This window comes from Streptomyces sp. NPDC030838 (assembly GCF_055572035.1).
Map to the genome: position 1 here is coordinate 62,943 of NZ_JBVIED010000005.1, position 15,405 is coordinate 78,347.

At 72.2% G+C, this 15,405-nt stretch carries 14 protein-coding genes; 6 read left to right on the forward strand and 8 right to left on the reverse strand.

What is annotated here, in order from left to right:
* Positions 1-5: 5 nt before the first annotated feature.
* Together ACZ42A_RS15725 and ACZ42A_RS15730 are read right to left on the reverse strand one after the other, a co-directional pair.
* Positions 6-896 carry a pyridoxamine 5'-phosphate oxidase family protein gene (locus tag ACZ42A_RS15725; RefSeq protein WP_468527750.1) on the reverse strand — a complete coding sequence of 297 codons (891 nt, stop codon included), beginning with the start codon at positions 894-896 and terminating at the stop codon, positions 6-8.
* Entirely contained in the window at positions 896-1,348 is a 453-nt protein-coding gene (locus ACZ42A_RS15730) for a VOC family protein (protein ID WP_468527751.1), read from the reverse strand. Before ACZ42A_RS15730 ends, ACZ42A_RS15725 begins: the two co-directional genes overlap by 1 nt.
* A 112-nt stretch (positions 1,349-1,460) precedes the next feature.
* Here ACZ42A_RS15730 and ACZ42A_RS15735 point away from each other — a divergent pair, with 112 nt between their 5' ends.
* Together ACZ42A_RS15735 and ACZ42A_RS15740 are read left to right on the forward strand one after the other, a co-directional pair.
* Entirely contained in the window at positions 1,461-2,003 is a 543-nt protein-coding gene (locus ACZ42A_RS15735) for a CGNR zinc finger domain-containing protein (protein ID WP_468527752.1), read from the forward strand.
* Between the two features lie 199 nt (positions 2,004-2,202).
* The gene (locus tag ACZ42A_RS15740) at positions 2,203-5,508 is read left to right on the forward strand and encodes a S8 family serine peptidase (protein WP_468527753.1); all 3,306 of its coding nucleotides are present in this window, start codon (positions 2,203-2,205) and stop codon (positions 5,506-5,508) included.
* A 49-nt stretch (positions 5,509-5,557) separates the two neighbouring features.
* Here ACZ42A_RS15740 and ACZ42A_RS15745 read toward each other — a convergent pair whose 3' ends face one another.
* Both ACZ42A_RS15745 and ACZ42A_RS15750 read right to left on the reverse strand, forming a co-directional pair.
* Complete coding sequence (locus tag ACZ42A_RS15745) at positions 5,558-6,295, reverse strand: hypothetical protein (RefSeq protein ID WP_468527754.1); 738 nt, start codon at positions 6,293-6,295, stop codon at positions 5,558-5,560.
* Position 6,296: 1 nt separating this feature from the next.
* Positions 6,297-6,824: an RNA polymerase sigma factor gene (locus tag ACZ42A_RS15750; protein ID WP_468527755.1), complete on the reverse strand. Its 528-nt coding sequence runs from the start codon at positions 6,822-6,824 to the stop codon at positions 6,297-6,299.
* A gap of 210 nt (positions 6,825-7,034) precedes the next feature.
* On the opposite strand from ACZ42A_RS15750, the gene ACZ42A_RS15755 reads away from it, so the two are divergent.
* Together ACZ42A_RS15755 and ACZ42A_RS15760 are read left to right on the forward strand one after the other, a co-directional pair.
* Positions 7,035-8,063 (forward strand): aspartate-semialdehyde dehydrogenase, encoded by a 1,029-nt coding sequence (locus tag ACZ42A_RS15755; RefSeq protein WP_468527756.1) that lies wholly within the window; start codon positions 7,035-7,037, stop codon positions 8,061-8,063.
* 113 nt (positions 8,064-8,176) lie between these two features.
* On the forward strand, positions 8,177-8,923 hold the full coding sequence (locus ACZ42A_RS15760; protein WP_468527757.1) for a basic helix-loop-helix domain-containing protein: 747 nt from the start codon (positions 8,177-8,179) through the stop codon (positions 8,921-8,923).
* A gap of 15 nt (positions 8,924-8,938) precedes the next feature.
* Here the strand turns inward: ACZ42A_RS15760 and ACZ42A_RS15765 are convergent, their stop codons facing one another.
* Positions 8,939-9,415, reverse strand: a complete 477-nt coding sequence (locus ACZ42A_RS15765) for a DUF1203 domain-containing protein (RefSeq protein ID WP_468527758.1) — start codon at positions 9,413-9,415, stop codon at positions 8,939-8,941.
* 112 nt (positions 9,416-9,527) lie between these two features.
* Here ACZ42A_RS15765 and pepN point away from each other — a divergent pair, with 112 nt between their 5' ends.
* On the forward strand, positions 9,528-12,101 hold the full coding sequence (pepN, locus tag ACZ42A_RS15770) for an aminopeptidase N (protein WP_468527759.1): 2,574 nt from the start codon (positions 9,528-9,530) through the stop codon (positions 12,099-12,101).
* 77 nt (positions 12,102-12,178) lie between these two features.
* On the opposite strand, the gene ACZ42A_RS15775 is transcribed toward pepN, so the two are convergent.
* Both ACZ42A_RS15775 and ACZ42A_RS15780 read right to left on the reverse strand, forming a co-directional pair.
* Positions 12,179-12,640: a PASTA domain-containing protein gene (locus ACZ42A_RS15775; RefSeq protein WP_468527760.1), complete on the reverse strand. Its 462-nt coding sequence runs from the start codon at positions 12,638-12,640 to the stop codon at positions 12,179-12,181.
* Between the two features lie 236 nt (positions 12,641-12,876).
* The gene (locus tag ACZ42A_RS15780; RefSeq protein WP_468527761.1) at positions 12,877-13,791 is read right to left on the reverse strand and encodes a LysR family transcriptional regulator; all 915 of its coding nucleotides are present in this window, start codon (positions 13,789-13,791) and stop codon (positions 12,877-12,879) included.
* Positions 13,792-13,964: 173 nt separating this feature from the next.
* On the opposite strand from ACZ42A_RS15780, the gene ACZ42A_RS15785 reads away from it, so the two are divergent.
* Positions 13,965-14,450: a hypothetical protein gene (locus tag ACZ42A_RS15785; protein ID WP_468527762.1), complete on the forward strand. Its 486-nt coding sequence runs from the start codon at positions 13,965-13,967 to the stop codon at positions 14,448-14,450.
* On the opposite strand, the gene ACZ42A_RS15790 is transcribed toward ACZ42A_RS15785, so the two are convergent.
* Complete coding sequence (locus ACZ42A_RS15790; RefSeq protein ID WP_468528089.1) at positions 14,443-15,363, reverse strand: DMT family transporter; 921 nt, start codon at positions 15,361-15,363, stop codon at positions 14,443-14,445. The two genes, ACZ42A_RS15785 and ACZ42A_RS15790, sit on opposite strands and share 8 nt — an antisense overlap.
* Between the last annotated feature and the right edge of the window lie 42 nt (positions 15,364-15,405).

Below are 15,405 nucleotides of genomic sequence, written 5' to 3' on the forward strand. Positions count from 1 at the left end.
GGAACTTAGCGCGCGGGGAGCGGATTGGCCGGGGAGTATTCGGGCGCGGACCAGCGCAGTGGGAGCGCGGCCGGGGTCTCGACGACCTCCGCGATCCCGAAGCGGACCGTGCGGGCGCCGTCCGGCGCGAACGCGGTGCGCGCCTCGCCGGTCAGCTGGAGCACCGTGCCCGTCGTCCAGTCCAGGACGAGCAGGCCCGCGCGCGGGTCGGCGGCCAGGTTGCCGAGGGTGAGGAACATGGCGTTGCCCGGGTAGTCGCGCCAGCTCAGCTCGCGTGGCGAGTCGATCCGCAGGTAGCCGGGGTTGCCGCCACGGTGGCTGGCGTCGGCGCCCTCCAGGTGGACGGTCGTCACGAACGCGGTGTCGGCCGCCGCGACGAACTCCGCCTGCGCGTCGGTCAGCTCGTGGCCCCGGCGCGGCGGCTGCGGGACGCGGTCCGCCACCACCTCGTACGACTCCCGTTTCTGGAGGTACTTCGGGCAGTTCGAGAACACCTGCCCCGCCGTCACCGCGAAGCCCCGGGCCGTCGGCTCGGCCACGCCGTTGAGGCGCATCCGGCGGCGGGTGCGTGGGTCGAGGGCGAGGGTGCCGACGGGGGTGCCGGGGGTCGCGAGGGCCGTCGCGAGCGGGTCGGCCGGGGCCGGCCCTCCCGCGACGGAGATACGGTGCGGGCCGGTGGCGCGGACGAAGCCGGGAGCGCCGGCGAGCGGCGAGGCCCACACCCTGCCGGTCCCCGGGTCGGCCGCGCCCACCACCAGCAGCGGCTGGAGTTCCAGGAAGGCCGCCGCGACCGGTTTGATGCCGGCTCCGATCGAGCGGCCGACGTGGTCCGCCTGGTCGCGTACGCCGACCCGGTCCTGCACGGCGCGGGAGCCCGCGTGATAGACGCCGGCCATCAGAAGAAACCGCAGGTCGGGGCGGACTCGGCGGGCGCCGGTGCCTCTTCCGCGCCGCTCGGGGCGCAGATCTCCAGCCGGGTGCCGTCCGGGTCGTGGAAGAAGATGCCGCCGGACGCCGCGCCCTCGCGGTGGGCCACGACCCCCTCGTAGGCGAACTCCGCGCCGTACGACCGCAGCGCCTCCTCGTACTCCCTGACCCGCTCGATCGAGTCGACCTCCAGCGCCAGGTGGTGCAGGCCCGCGCGGTCACCGTCGTACGCCTGGGCCGCCTGCTGCCAGAGGGTGAGGAGCAGTCGGCCGTCCTCACCCAGGAACGCGTACCGCCGGCCGTCCTCCTTTCCCTCGGCCAGCACGGTGAAGCCCAGGACGTCCCGGTAGAAGGCGAGGGACCGGTCGAGGTCGGTGACGTTCAGGCCGATGTGGCCGGTGTGCAAGGTCGTGGCGGTCATGGCTGTCCCCTTCAGCTGACGTTGTAACCCCTGTAGATGAGATTAGGGGTTAGATACGCGGGGCGCAACCGGTGATCTAACCTTGAGGGGTTAGAAGTGGAAGGAGCCCCGGATGTCCGCCCCCCGCGACCCCCGCCCCCTCACCGGCGAGCCGCTCGCGCTCGACCTGCTCAACACGCGCTGGATCCAGGACGGGGTCCCGCAGGATCTGCTCACCGGCACCGACGGGCTCGCGGTGTGGCTGGCGGCGAACGGACTGGACGGCGAGTACGGCGCCGACGACCGGACCCTGCGCCATGTGCGCCAGGCCCGCGACGCGCTGGCGGCGGCCGTGGACGGCTCGCTCGCGGAAGGGGCCCCGCTCGTCGACGCGGTCCTCGCGCACGGGCGGATCCGGGCCGCCCTCACGACCGAAGGGCCCGGCGAGCACCCCGAGTTCCGCGACCCCTCCTGGGGGCCCGCCTGGCTCGCCGCCCGCAACTACCTGGAACTGCTCGCCATCGCCCCCGACCGCATCCGCCACTGCGCCCACGAGGCGTGCGTGCTGCACTTCTTCGACACGTCACGGAACGGGACGCGCCGCTGGTGCTCGATGGCCGTGTGCGGCAACCGCGCGAAGGCGTCCCGGCACTACGCACGGTCAAAGGACGCCTGAATCGGCCCAGCCGTAGGGCGAGTTACCCCTATTCGGGAGTTATCCCCCCATAACCCATCGCGGGTTTTCCCCATACATCCATATCGTTTCGGTCAACCCTCCCCAAACATCGGTCCCTTGGGTAAAGCTGAGCGGTCGTCCGGTGTCGCATTCCGGACGACAAGCGACACGCTCGTTCCCTCACCTACAAGGGATGCCGATGACCCACACCCCCCAGAGCGATCCGATACCGGGCGCCAGACGCGTGGCCCGTATCGCCGTGGCCGCCGGTCTGGTCGCCGCGCTCTCCGCGGCCGGGCCGATACCCCTGGCCTTCGCCGCGGACCCGGCCGCCCCCGCCGCGGCCGACCCGGGCGTCAAGTCCGCCCACGACAAGCTCGGCTCCGACGACGCCGACCTGCTCGCCGAGGCCAAGGCCAACGGCGACAAGAGCGTGACCATGATGGTCGCCACCGCGCCCGGCCAGACGGAGCAGGTCGCGAAGCAGCTGGACGCCGTCGACGGCGGTCTCGTGGGCCGTACGTACGACAAGCTCGGCTACGTCCGCGCCACCGTCCCGACCGGCAAGGCCGAGTCGGCGATCGCCGCCGCCGTGAAGCTCTCCTCCGTGCACGGCATCGACCTGCGCGAGGAGATCCCGCTGGAGGACCCGTCGCCGAACGCGGACGGCGCGAAGGGCGCGACGGCCACCGGGAGCTACCCGGCCCCCGGCGAGGACACGCCCGCCGAGAACCCCTACAACCCGTCCTTCGAGACCGGCGCCGTCGAGTTCGTCGAGGACCACCCGAAGGCGGACGGGCGCGGCATCACCATCGGCATCCTGGACTCCGGCGTCGACCTCGGCCACCCGGCCCTGCAGAAGACGACGACCGGCGAGCGGAAGATCGTCGACTGGGTGACGGCGACGGACCCGGTCAGCGACGGTGACGGCACCTGGCGGCGGATGACCACCTCGGTCGCCGGCCCGACCTTCTCCATCACCACCTCCGCCCTCGGCACGGAGACGTTCAAGGCCCCCGAGGGCGCCTACCGGTTCAACTACTTCTCCGAGTCCGCCACCACGGGTGGCGACATGGCCGGCGACCTGAACCGGGACGGCGACAAGACGGACGTCTGGGGCGTGCTGTACGACGCCGCCGCCGGGACCGTCCGCGTCGACCTGAACGACGACCTCGACTTCACGAACGACGAGGCGATGAAGCCGTACAAGGACGGCTTCCAGATCGGCTACTTCGGGACCGACAACCCGGCCACCGAGATCGCCGAGCGCATCCCGTTCGTCGTCGAGATCCGCAAGGACGTCGTCTACAACTCCTCGGGCGCCAAGGCCGACTACGTCAGCATCGGTGTCATCGAGGGCTCGCACGGCACCCACGTGGCCGGCATCACCGCCGCGAACGGCCTGTTCGGCGGCGAGATGAACGGCGCGGCGCCCGGCGCCAAGCTGGTCTCCTCGCGGGCCTGCACCTGGTCCGGCGGCTGCACCAACGTGGCGCTCACCGAGGGCATGATCGACCTCGTCGTGAACCGCGGCGTCGACATCGTCAACATGTCGATCGGCGGTCTGCCGGCGCTGAACGACGGCAACAACGCGCGCTCGGAGCTGTACACCCGGCTCATCGACACCTACGGCGTCCAGCTGGTGATCTCCGCGGGCAACTCCGGCCCCGGTGCCAACACCATCGGCGACCCCGCCCTCTCCGCCAAGGTGATCTCGGTCGGCGCGACCATCTCCCAGGAGACCTGGGCCGCCAACTACGGCTCGCGGGTGGAGAAGGACTACGCGATGATGCCGTTCTCCTCGCGCGGTCCGCGTGAGGACGGCGGCTTCACGCCGACGCTCTCCGCGCCCGGCGCCGCGATCAACACCACCCAGACCTGGTCGCCCGGCGGCCCGGTCGCCGAGGCCGGCTACAGCCTGCCGCCCGGCTACTCCATGCTCCAGGGCACCTCGATGGCCTCCCCGCAGGCCGCGGGCGCGAGCGCGCTGCTGCTGTCCGCCGCCAAGCAGAAGGGCATCGAGCTGACGCCGGCGACGCTGCGCACGGCGCTCACCTCGACCGCCGACCACATCCCGGGCGTGCAGGCGTACGAAGAGGGCGCGGGCCTGATCAACATCGTGGACGCCTGGGACTCGATCCGCGACGGCGCCACCGCCCACGAGTACTCCGTGAAGGCTCCGGTCGACACCGCGATCGACCAGTTCCTGAAGACGCCGGGCTACGGCACGGGCCTGTACGACCGCGAGGGCGGTCTGAAGGCCGGGCAGAAGAAGACGTACGAGATCACCCTGACCCGTACGTCCGGCGCCGACCGAGCGATCCGGCACGAGCTGCACTTCGAGAACAACGCGGGCGGCACCTTCCGTATCGTCGGCTCCGACGAGGTGAACCTGCCGCTCAACCAGCCGGTCACCGTCAAGGTGCAGGCCGCGCCGAAGTCCGCCGGGCTCAAGAGCGCGATCCTCGAGGTCGACGACCCGCGCACCGAGGGCATCGACAAGCAGGTCCTCAGCACGGTCGTGGTCGCCGCGCCGCTGAAGTACGGCTACTCCGCGTCCGGTTCGGTGCAGCGCAACAGCCACAAGTCGTACTTCGTGACCGTGCCCGAGGGCGCCAAGTCCCTCGAGGTCGCAATCGGCGGGCTGAAGGACAAGAGCCAGACCCGGTTCATCGCCATCCACCCGTACGGCGTCCCGGCCGACCCCACGTCGACCATCAGCTGCTACCCGAACTACACCAACCCGGCCAACACCTGCCGCCCGGACGTGCGCTCGTACGCCGACCCGCAGCCCGGTGTCTGGGAGATCGAGGTCGAGTCGCGCCGTACGTCGCCGCTGCTCGACAACCCGTACACGCTGGACGTCACCGTCCTCGGCGCCGCCTTCGACCCGGAGACGGTGACCGTGCCCGAGGCCAAGGTCGGCACCCCGGCCGCCGCCTCCTGGAAGGTGACCAACAACTACGCCGCCCTCGACGGCAAGCTGGTCGGCGGCCCGCTGGGCTCCTCCAAGACGGCCCGCCCGACCATCGCGGACGGCGTCACCCAGACCACCACGGTCCAGGTGCCCGAGGGCGCGCAGTCGCTGGACGTCACCATCGGCAACGTCTCCGACGCGGCCGCGGACCTCGACCTGGTCGTGAAGAACGCGGCCGGCACCGAGGTCGGCAGCTCCGCCGACGGTGACTCCGAGGAGTCGGTGTCCGTGGCCAAGCCGGCCGCCGGCACGTACACCATCGAGGTCATCGGCTACGCGGTGCCCGCCGGTTCCACCGCCTACGACTACCTGGACGTGTTCTTCTCCAGCGCGCTCGGCTCCGTCACGGTCGACGAGTCCGCGCCGGTGAAGCTCGGCACGGGTGCCTCGGCGACGGTCTCCGGCAGCGTCACCGCCGCCGCGGCCGCGCCCGAGGGACGCGAGTTCTTCGGCCAGGTCCAGCTGGTCAACGCGCGCGGCACGGTCGCGGGCGTGGGCAGCGTGAAGATCGAGAAGGTCACGCCGTAGTGCGGTAGTACGGCGAGGAGGCGGGCGTCCGACGGGCGCCCGCCCTCTGTCATTCACAGGCCCTGCTCCGCGACTCGGGCAGCGCCTGCTCGACCGCCTGCCGCTGCGGGGCGATGGCGTCCTCGCCGACGAACCAGAAGTCGGCCGCGTCGCCGTGGCGCGGCACGGCGACCAGGACGTGGTCGCCGGCGCGGAGGTGGCTGGGGGCGCCGAAGACGGCGTCGTCGCCCTTGACGAAGGTGGCCTTCGCCTCGCCGTCCTTCCCGGCCGGGATGTAGGCGCGGGTGACGTCGAGGGTGACGCGTTCCCGCCCGGTGCCGGGGACGGGGACGACATCGGTCACCGTGCCCTCGGCCAGCAGCCGGGTGCAGGCCAGGTAGGTGGGTGAGCCGAGCGGACCGGCCGACTTCTGCGCGCTCTCGGCGCCGCTGTCGGCGGCCGTCGACCCGCCCGCGTCCGCGCCGCCGCCCGGACCGGACTGCACGACGAGCCAGCCGAGGCCGACGAAGACGGTGGCGACGGCGGCGGCGACGAGACCGTTGAAGGCGATCCGCAGGGGCCGCCGCCGGGAGGAGCGCGGCGGCACGGCCTCCGGCACCGTCCGGGGCGCGAACCGCGGCTCGGCGCCGAGCGCGTCCCCGATGATCCCCAACTGCTCCCGCAGCAACGCGACATCGGCCTCGGCGGACCGGTACTCGGCCAGGAGTCCGTCGTCGGCGCGGGCCTCCTCGGACAGCTGCTCTCCAGTGAGGACGGCCATCAACGGATCGTTACGGTCGACGGTCACGTCACACCACCTCGTCCTCGTGCAGCCGGGTGCGCAGCGCCCGCACCGCCGTGTGCAGCCTGCTCTTGACGGTGCCCTCCGGGATGCCCAGCTCCTCGGCGATGGAGCGCACCGGCAGATCGGCGTAGAAGCGCAGCACGACGACCTGCCGCTGGGCGTCGGGCAGCTCGTCCAGGCCCTGGGCGACGGCGACGGAGAGCACGCTGGTGTCCTCGCCGGAGGGGTGCTCCAGCTGCCGCAGCGAGGCGAGCCGCTCCCCGATCCGCTCCTGACGGCGCTTGGCGCGGTGCCAGTCCATGGCGAGGTTGGACGCGACGACCGCGGCCCACGCGGAGACGTCCCGCGGCGCCTCGCGCCCACTGGCGGCACGCTCCAGCAACCGCAGGCGGACCTGCTGTACCCCGTCCAGCAGGTCCGCCTGCGGAACCCCGCCCAGCGCGAGCACCGCCCGCACCCGCCGCTCCTGGGCCGCGTCCAGCGGATCTCCGTGATCGTCCCGTTGGGCACGGCGGGCCTTTCTGCCCAGCACAAGCCACCCCCCTCAGCACGTTTCTCCTACGACGCCGGAGCACGGGGAAACGTTCGACCGGGTGTCCGGACGTTCCGCGAGGCGTACGTCACACCGCCGGTCGGGTGTCCCAGTCCTCGGGCATGGAGCGCAAAGAATTGGACAGACGGACCGGGGTCGGCCGCATGATGGAGAGGCCGCAGAAGCACAAGAACGCGTAGAGGAGTCACCGTGAGGGTCGGAATCGTCGGAGCCACCGGTCAGGTCGGCACGGTCATGCGCAGGATCCTCACGGAGCGCGACTTCCCGGTCACCGAGCTGCGCCTGTTCGCCTCGGCCCGCTCGGCGGGGACGGTCCTCGACGGGATCACGGTGGAGGACGCGTCCACGGCCGACTACACCGGCCTGGACATCGTGCTGTTCTCCGCGGGCGGCGCCACCTCCAAGGCGCTGGCCGAGAAGGTCGCCGCCCAGGGCGCCGTGGTGATCGACAACTCCTCCGCCTGGCGGCGCGACCCCGAGGTCCCGCTGGTGGTCTCCGAGGTGAACCCGCACGCGGTGGCCAACCGCCCCAAGGGCATCATCGCCAACCCGAACTGCACCACGATGGCCGCGATGCCGGTGCTGAAGCCGCTGCACGCGGAGGCGGGCCTGGAGGCCCTGGTGGTGGCCACCTACCAGGCCGTGTCCGGCTCCGGCCTCGCGGGCGTCGACGAGCTGTTCGAGCAGGTCCAGAAGGTCGGCGCGGACGCCCCGAAGCTCACCCACGACGGCTCGGCGGCCGAGTACCCGGCGCCGAACAAGTACGTCGCGCCGATCGCGTACAACGTGCTCCCGCTGGCCGGCTCCATCGTCGACGACGGCCTGAACGAGACGGACGAGGAGCAGAAGCTCCGCAACGAGTCCCGCAAGATCCTGGAGATCCCGGAGCTGAAGGTCTCCGGCACCTGTGTCCGGGTCCCGGTCTTCACCGGCCACTCCCTCCAGGTCAACGCCCGCTTCGCCCGCCCGATCAGCGTGGAGCGCGCCAAGGAGCTGCTGGCCGGCGCCCCCGGCGTCGCCCTCACCGAGGTGCCGACCCCGCTGGAGGCGGCGGGTCAGGACCCGTCGTACGTCGGCCGGATCCGCGGCGACGAGACGGTGGAGAACGGCCTGGCCTTCTTCGTCTCCAACGACAACCTGCGCAAGGGCGCGGCCCTGAACGCGGTGCAGATCGCGGAGCTGGTGGCGGCCGAGCTGACCGCCAAGCGCGAGCAGTAGGACAGCTGTGCGGGGCGGTCACCGGGTGCCGGTGGCCGCCCTTCGCGTAACTGAGTACGCGTACTCATGCGCCCGTCTCCGCCCCACTGGAAGGTGGGGGCGGAGGTGGGCGGATGGCGAAGACCGCGGCGGTCGGACTGCTGCTGGCCCTGGCCCTGGTGGGCGGGGCGACGGCGTGCTCGCACGAACCGGCGGACGAGGACCTGCGGGCGCGGGCCACCTCGCCCGAGGCGGAGTCCCGCAGGGCGGCCGTGGAGCGGAGGATGCGCACGCTGATCGACCGGCTGGCCGAGGTGCGGGGCGTCGAGCCCGTGCTCACGCGGTTCGCCGACTCCTGTGGCCGGCCGGCCGGTGACGCCTTGTTCGGGGACGGCGGGTCGCCCTACGCCCTGGTGTGCGACATGCGGGCCGTCGCCTACTTCGGCGTCCGCGGGGACATCGCCGACGTACTGCCCCGCATCCGGGCGGCGGGCATCGCGACCTGGGGGCCGCAGGACGGCGAGGGGCGGGACCTGCCGCACGCACGCGGCACCGTGACCTACGCGCTCGACTACCACCGCCTCGGCGGCCGGGACCCGGACGGCACCCTCATGCCCACGCCCGCACTCGAGGCCCCCGGGCTCGAGATCGACTGGGAGCGGCCGGGCCTGCCGCTCCCCAACCCCATCGACGAGCCGGAGCCCTGCCCTCCGGACCCCTCCGGGCCCGAGTTCCACCGACGCTGCTCGATCACCCCCGAGCCGGCACCGAGCGTGGCATCCGCACGCGCCCGCTACGACACCGTCCTGACCTTCGACCTCAGCGGCTCGGGCTCCCCCGGGGACCAGTACTTCACGGTGCCGAAGCCTCAGCCGGCCTGATCCGGAAGACAGCCCCTAGGGCCGCCGCACCTCGTACAGGAAGCAGCCGTACTCCACGGCCCGGACATGGACCAGCGCCACCTCGGGGTCGGCGAAGGCCTCCGCGAAGGCGGCCTCGAAGGACTCCTCCGGGGTCGTCAGGCGGCCGCCGAGGATGCGGCCGTCGGCCGAGTAGCGGCGCAGGACACGGTGGGCGTTGGTGAAGGGCACGGCGTCACCCTGGGGGCCGGGGCAGTCGTCCGCGTGGATGAAGATCGGTCCCTGCTCGTCGTAGGCCCCGGGATCGGCGCCCGTGGCGGCCGCCCAGCGGCGCAGCGGGGCGTAGGAGACCAGGGCGATCGACTCGCCGGGCGTGCTGTGGCGCAGACAGCAGCGCAGGGGTGCGCCGCCCTCCTCGTCGGTCACGGGAACCATCGCGCGCCCCGAATCGTCGGCAGAGCGCAGCTCCTTCAGCACCGAGGGCGGGACAGGGCGTGTCGGATAGGTCGTCATGGGCTCAGCGTCGCGCGTGTCCGCCCCGGTCACCGGCGGGATCCGGACATCGCGTTTCGTGCAGGTCCCGTGGAAGGATGGCGCAACCCACACATAACGAGGAGATGACCGCGTGCCTGGCACAAACCTGACTCGCGAAGAGGCGCAGCAGCGGGCGAAGCTGCTCACCGTTGACTCGTACGAGATCGATCTCGACCTCTCCGGCGCGCAGGAGGGCGGTACGTACCGGTCCGTGACCACGGTGCGCTTCGACGTCGCGGAGAACGGCGCGGAGTCCTTCATCGACCTGGTGGCGCCGACGGTCCACGAGGTGACCCTGAACGGCGACCAGCTCGACCCCGCCGAGGTCTTCAAGGACTCCCGGATCGCGCTCCCCGGGCTGCTGGAGGGCCCGAACGTCCTGCGGGTCGTCGCCGACTGCGCGTACACCAACACCGGCGAGGGGCTGCACAAGTTCGTCGACCCCGTCGACGACCAGGCCTACCTCTACACCCAGTTCGAGGTCCCGGACGCCCGCCGGGTCTTCGCCTCCTTCGAGCAGCCGGACCTGAAGGCCACCTTCCAGTTCACCGTGCGCGCGCCCGAGGGCTGGACGGTGATCTCGAACTCGCCGACGCCGGAGCCCAAGGACAACGTCTGGGAGTTCGAGCCGACGCCGCGCATCTCGACGTACATCACCGCGCTCATCGTCGGTCCCTACCACAGCGTCCACAGCGTGTACGAGAAGGACGGGCAGAGCGTGCCGCTCGGCATCTACTGCCGTCCCTCGCTCGCCCAGTTCCTGGACGCCGACGCGATCTTCGAGGTGACCCGGCAGGGCTTCGACTGGTTCCAGGAGAAGTTCGACTACGCGTACCCGTTCAAGAAGTACGACCAGCTGTTCGTACCGGAGTTCAACGCCGGCGCGATGGAGAACGCGGGCGCGGTGACCATCCGCGACCAGTACGTCTTCCGGTCCAAGGTGACGGACGCGGCGTACGAGGTGCGGGCCGAGACCATCCTGCACGAGCTGGCCCACATGTGGTTCGGCGACCTGGTCACCATGGAGTGGTGGAACGACCTGTGGCTGAACGAGTCGTTCGCCACGTACACGTCGATCGCCTGCCAGGCGGCCCACCCCGAGTCGCGCTGGCCGCACTCGTGGACCACGTTCGCCAACTCGATGAAGACGTGGGCGTACCGGCAGGACCAGCTGCCGTCCACGCACCCGATCATGGCGGACATCCGCGACCTGGACGACGTGCTCGTCAACTTCGACGGCATCACGTACGCCAAGGGTGCTTCGGTGCTGAAGCAGCTGGTGGCGTACGTCGGCGAGGACGAGTTCTTCCGCGGCGTACAGGCGTACTTCAAGCGCCACGCGTTCGGCAACACGCGCCTGTCCGACCTGCTGGGCGCCCTGGAGGAGACCTCCGGCCGCGACCTGAAGACCTGGTCGAAGAAGTGGCTGGAGACCGCGGGCATCAACATCCTGCGCCCGGAGATCGAGACGGACGCCGACGGCGTGATCACCTCCTTCGCCATCCGCCAGGAGGCCCCGGCGCTGCCCGCCGGCGCCAAGGGCGAGCCGACGCTGCGCCCGCACCGCATCGCGGTCGGCCTGTACGAACTCGACGACGCCGGCGGCAAGCTGGTGCGCGCCGAGCGCGTCGAGCTGGACGTCGACGGCGAGCTGACGGCCGTACCGCAGCTGGTCGGCAAGCGCCGCCCGGCGGTCGTCCTGCTGAACGACGACGACCTGTCGTACGCGAAGGTCCGTCTCGACGAGGCGTCCCTGAAGACCGTCACCGAGCACCTGGGCGACTTCGAGGCCTCCCTGCCGCGCGCCCTGTGCTGGGCGTCCGCGTGGGACATGACCCGGGACGGGGAGCTGGCGACCCGCGACTACCTCTCCCTGGTGCTGTCCGGCATCGGCAAGGAGTCCGACATCGGCGTGGTGCAGTCGCTGCACCGCCAGGTGAAGCTGGCGGTCGACCTGTACGCCGCCCCGGACGCCCGCGAGGCCCTGCTCACCCGCTGGACCGACGCCACGCTGGCCCACCTGCGGTCCGCCGCGCCCGGCAGTGACCATCAGCTGGCGTGGGCGCGGGCGTTCGCGGCGACGGCCCGCACGCCGGAGCAGCTGGACCTCCTGGAGGCCCTGCTGGACGGCTCCCAGTCGATCGAGGGCCTGGTCGTGGACACCGAGCTGCGCTGGGCGTTCGTCGAGCGGCTGGCCGCGGTGGGCCGCTTCGAGGAGGCGGAGATCGCCGGCGAGTACGAGCGGGACAAGACGGCGGCGGGCGAGCGCCACGCCGCCACGGCCCGCGCCGCCCGCCCGACGGCCGAGGCGAAGGCGGCGGCCTGGGCGTCGGTGGTGGAGTCCGACAAGCTGCCGAACGCCGTCCAGGAGGCGGTGATCTCCGGTTTCGTCCAGACCGACCAGCGCGAGCTGCTGGCGCCGTACACCGGCAAGTTCTTCGAGGCGGTCAAGGGCGTCTGGGAGTCCCGCTCCCACGAGATGGCCCAGCAGATCGCCGTCGGCCTGTACCCGTCGATCCAGGTCACCCAGGACACCCTGGACAAGACGGACGCCTGGCTGTCCTCGGCGGAGCCGAACGCGGCCCTGCGACGCCTGATCTCGGAGTCGCGTGCGGGCGTCGAGCGCGCGCTGAGGGCCCAGGCGGCGGACGCGGCCGCGGAGTAGCCGTCTGTACCCGTCGTACGTCCATGGGGCGCCCGGTACCGTGCCGGGCGCCCCATGCCGTTCGGGCGAGCGCTCTGCTAGCCGGGGCACTTCTCCCCGTTGGGCACGGCCTCGAAGACCACGCTGTCCTCGATGATCTCCCCGGCCGCGGGGGTGGTGGAGCAGACCCGCCAGTCGTTCTCGTTGTCGGGGCTGCGCCTCTCGCCGGTGGCGTCGATCGCGGTGACCTCGCCGGTCAGGGCCGCCATCTGGTTCATCGCGTCCATGAGGTTGCGGCCGCTGTAGCTCGGCATCTCATCACCCGGCATGGCCAGGTACCCCTCGGTGGAGGCGGGGCAGCTCTCGCCCTCCTTGACCACCAGGAACACCACCAGGGTGTCGGGGTCCGCCTCGCCGGGCTCCGGGTCCTGCGAGCAGACCCGCCAGTTGCGGTCCCAGAGCTGGGCGCGGCCCTGTCCGGTCGCGTCCTCGGAGCTGAGGTTGGTGAACCCGGCGCTCTGCGCCCGGTCCTGCGCCGTCTGGAGCTGCGAGCCGGTCATGTCGGGCAGCTCCTTCGTCGACGAACATCCGCCGACCGCCGCCAGAGCGAGCGCCGCCCAGGCTGCGGCAAGTGTGCGAGCACGCCGACTCGTCATCATGGCCCCCCGTGATCCCCGTGATCTCTGTGATCGATCTGATCTCTGTCCCCCAGGAAGCGTGATCTTAGCCCTTGCCATGCCGCCGTCGCGCCGCGTGCTCCTGCCAGGCGGGCGAGCGCAGCAGGGTGGCGGCCGGGTCAACGCTCCCGCGCCTCAGGCCCTTCCGCCGCCTCCCGCAACGCCGCCAGCACCCGGCGAACCCCCGGCGCCTCCTCCGCCCCCTTGCGTACGGCCGCCACCACGTGCCGGCACGGCCGGTCCGTGGCGAGTTCGCGCATCACCACGCCGTCGCGGCGGGCGCCCACCATGCGGGGTACGAGGGCGACGCCCATGCCCGCCTCCACCATGGCCAGGATCGCGGTCCAGCCGGCCGCCGAGTGGCCCTGGACGGGGCTGAACCCGGCGGCCTCGCAGGCGCCGCGGGTGATGTCGGACCAGGGGCCGCTGCCGCCGAAGATCCAGGGTTCGGCGGCGAGGTCGGTCAGGCGCAGACCGTCGGCGTCGGCCAGGGGGTGGCCGGGGGGCAGGGCCAGGTCGAGCGGGTCGGTGAGCAGGGGCAGCCGGGTGAAGCGGGGGTCCGCCGCGCTCGGGGCCTCGGCGGCGAGGGACAGGGCGAGGTCCACCTCGCCGGCGGCCAGCAGTTCGTACGCCTCCCCGGCCTCCGCCTCCCGCACCCGTACCGTCACCCCGGGGTGTGCCGCCCGCAGGGCCCGCACGGCCGGTACGACCAGCGCCGGGACCGCCGTGGAGAAGGCGCCGACCCGCACCTCCCCGGCCTCGCCGTGCGCGTAGGCCGCCAACGCGGCGTCGGCGCGCTCCAGTTGCTCGAAGACGGGTTCGGTGTGCCGCAGCACCAGCCGGGCGGCGTCGGTGAGCCGGACCCGGCGGCCGTGGGCCTCCAGCAGGGGCACGCCCAGCTGGGTGGCGAGGTTGGTCAGCTGCTGGGAGACCGCCGACGGGGTCATGTGCAGCGCCTCGGCCGTCGCGGTCACCGTGCCCCGCTCCCGCAGCGTCCGCAGGATGTGCAGCTTACGGATGTCCCACTCGGCCATGGCGGCACGCTACACGGCACGGCCATGCCGGCTGTCAAGTCCCGATTTGCCGTGCCGTGACCCGGGCCTTCCGTCCGGGGCTCAATGGAGACACGGACGACCGCACGGCGAGGCCGGCAGCCCGCTCGACCGGTCCTCGGTCCGATACCCCCACCCGCGAAGGACCCATGCTCATGACCGCCACAAGGACCCGACGCTTCGCCCTTCTCATGGCCGCGGCCGCCGTCGCCACCGGAGGTGTCTCCCTGACCGGCACCGCGTTCGCCGCGCCGGAGGCCGGAGACCCCAAGATCCCCAACCGCTGTGAGTACACGATGAGCAAGGACGGGTGGTACCACGACAGCTGCGCCACTCCGGGCGGTGGGGGCGTATCAGGCGGCCCACCCGCCGACGGCAGCGGCTCCGGCTCCGGCTCCGGCTCCGGCTCCGGCTCCGGCTCCGGCAACGACGTGACAGGCGGCGCGCCCGCCGGCACCAGCAGCTCCGGCGACCTCGCGCCAGGCGGCGGCGCGCCCTTCGACACCAGCAGCTCCGGCTCCACCAGCGTCGCGACAGGCGGCGCACCCCTCGACACCCCGCCGGGCCCCGGTCCTTCCGATGCCATCGACTACGGCGGCTGGGTCGGCCCGAACCCCAACGCGGGTCCGGTCGTCAACTGACCCGGGATGCCGCGCCCAGCGTGATCCCGGCCAGGATCAGGGCGAGGCAGAGAAGCTGGGGCCATCCGGTGGTCTCGCCGAGCAGGGCCCAGGACAGCAGCGCCACGCAGACGGGCTGGAGGTAGTAGACGATGCCCGCGCGAGCCGCGCCGATCAGGGCGATGGCCTTATTCCAGGCGAAGAAGGCGACCGCCGAGGAGGCGATCCCGACGTACAGCAGGGGCAGCACCGTGCCGGCGGTCGGCGTGAAGCCGCCCTGGAGGGCGAGGCTCGCGCCCTGTGCGGGCAGCAGCAGGGCCGCGCCGATCAGGAAGGTGGTGAAGAGGAAGGCCGCGCCGCCCAGGTCGGCGGGCTTGCGGCGCAGCAGGGCGCTGTACGATCCGAAGCAGCAGGCGGCAGCGATCATCCACAGGTCGCCGGCGGCGAAGTCGGCGCCGTCCCGGCCGATCAGCAGCACGACGCCGGTGCACGCGATCAGCAGCCCGGCGACCCGGCGGGCGCCCAGCCGCACCCCGCTCGCCCGCTCGAACACCGCCATCAGGACCGGGGAGGCGGCCATGATCATGCCCATGTTGGCGGCGGGGGTGGTGATTCCGGCCTGGTTGACGAGGGTGTTGTAGACCGTGACACCGAGGAGGGAGGCGAGGACGACGAAGCCGAGGTGACGCCGGATGAGGTGCCGCTGCCGCCAGGCCTGCCGGGCCCCGAAGGGGGCGACCGCGACAAGCGCCACCACCCAGCGCCAGAACGCGTGCTGCACGGGCGGGACGCTGTCGTGCAGGGCGCGGGAGGTGACGAAGGAGCCGGACCAGACGGCCGTGGCGAGGGCGGCGAGGACGATCCCGAGAACGGGACCGGCCGCTCTCGGGATCGAGGAGGTCCTGGGTGTGTCGGAAGAGGTGGTCCTGTGCAGGACGACTGCCACGGAGGTCCTTTCGCTGGTCGGTTCGATCGC

Coding starts and splice junctions, on each gene's coding strand:
- ACZ42A_RS15725 (WP_468527750.1), bottom strand. CDS start 896: ATGGCCGGCGTCTATCACGCGGGCTCCCGCGCCGTGCAGGACCGGGTC.
- ACZ42A_RS15730 (WP_468527751.1), bottom strand. CDS start 1,348: ATGACCGCCACGACCTTGCACACCGGCCACATCGGCCTGAACGTCACC.
- ACZ42A_RS15735 (WP_468527752.1), top strand. CDS start 1,461: ATGTCCGCCCCCCGCGACCCCCGCCCCCTCACCGGCGAGCCGCTCGCG.
- ACZ42A_RS15740 (WP_468527753.1), top strand. CDS start 2,203: ATGACCCACACCCCCCAGAGCGATCCGATACCGGGCGCCAGACGCGTG.
- ACZ42A_RS15760 (WP_468527757.1), top strand. CDS start 8,177: ATGGCGAAGACCGCGGCGGTCGGACTGCTGCTGGCCCTGGCCCTGGTG.
- ACZ42A_RS15765 (WP_468527758.1), bottom strand. CDS start 9,415: ATGACGACCTATCCGACACGCCCTGTCCCGCCCTCGGTGCTGAAGGAG.
- ACZ42A_RS15775 (WP_468527760.1), bottom strand. CDS start 12,640: ATGACCGGCTCGCAGCTCCAGACGGCGCAGGACCGGGCGCAGAGCGCC.
- ACZ42A_RS15780 (WP_468527761.1), bottom strand. CDS start 13,791: ATGGCCGAGTGGGACATCCGTAAGCTGCACATCCTGCGGACGCTGCGG.
- ACZ42A_RS15785 (WP_468527762.1), top strand. CDS start 13,965: ATGACCGCCACAAGGACCCGACGCTTCGCCCTTCTCATGGCCGCGGCC.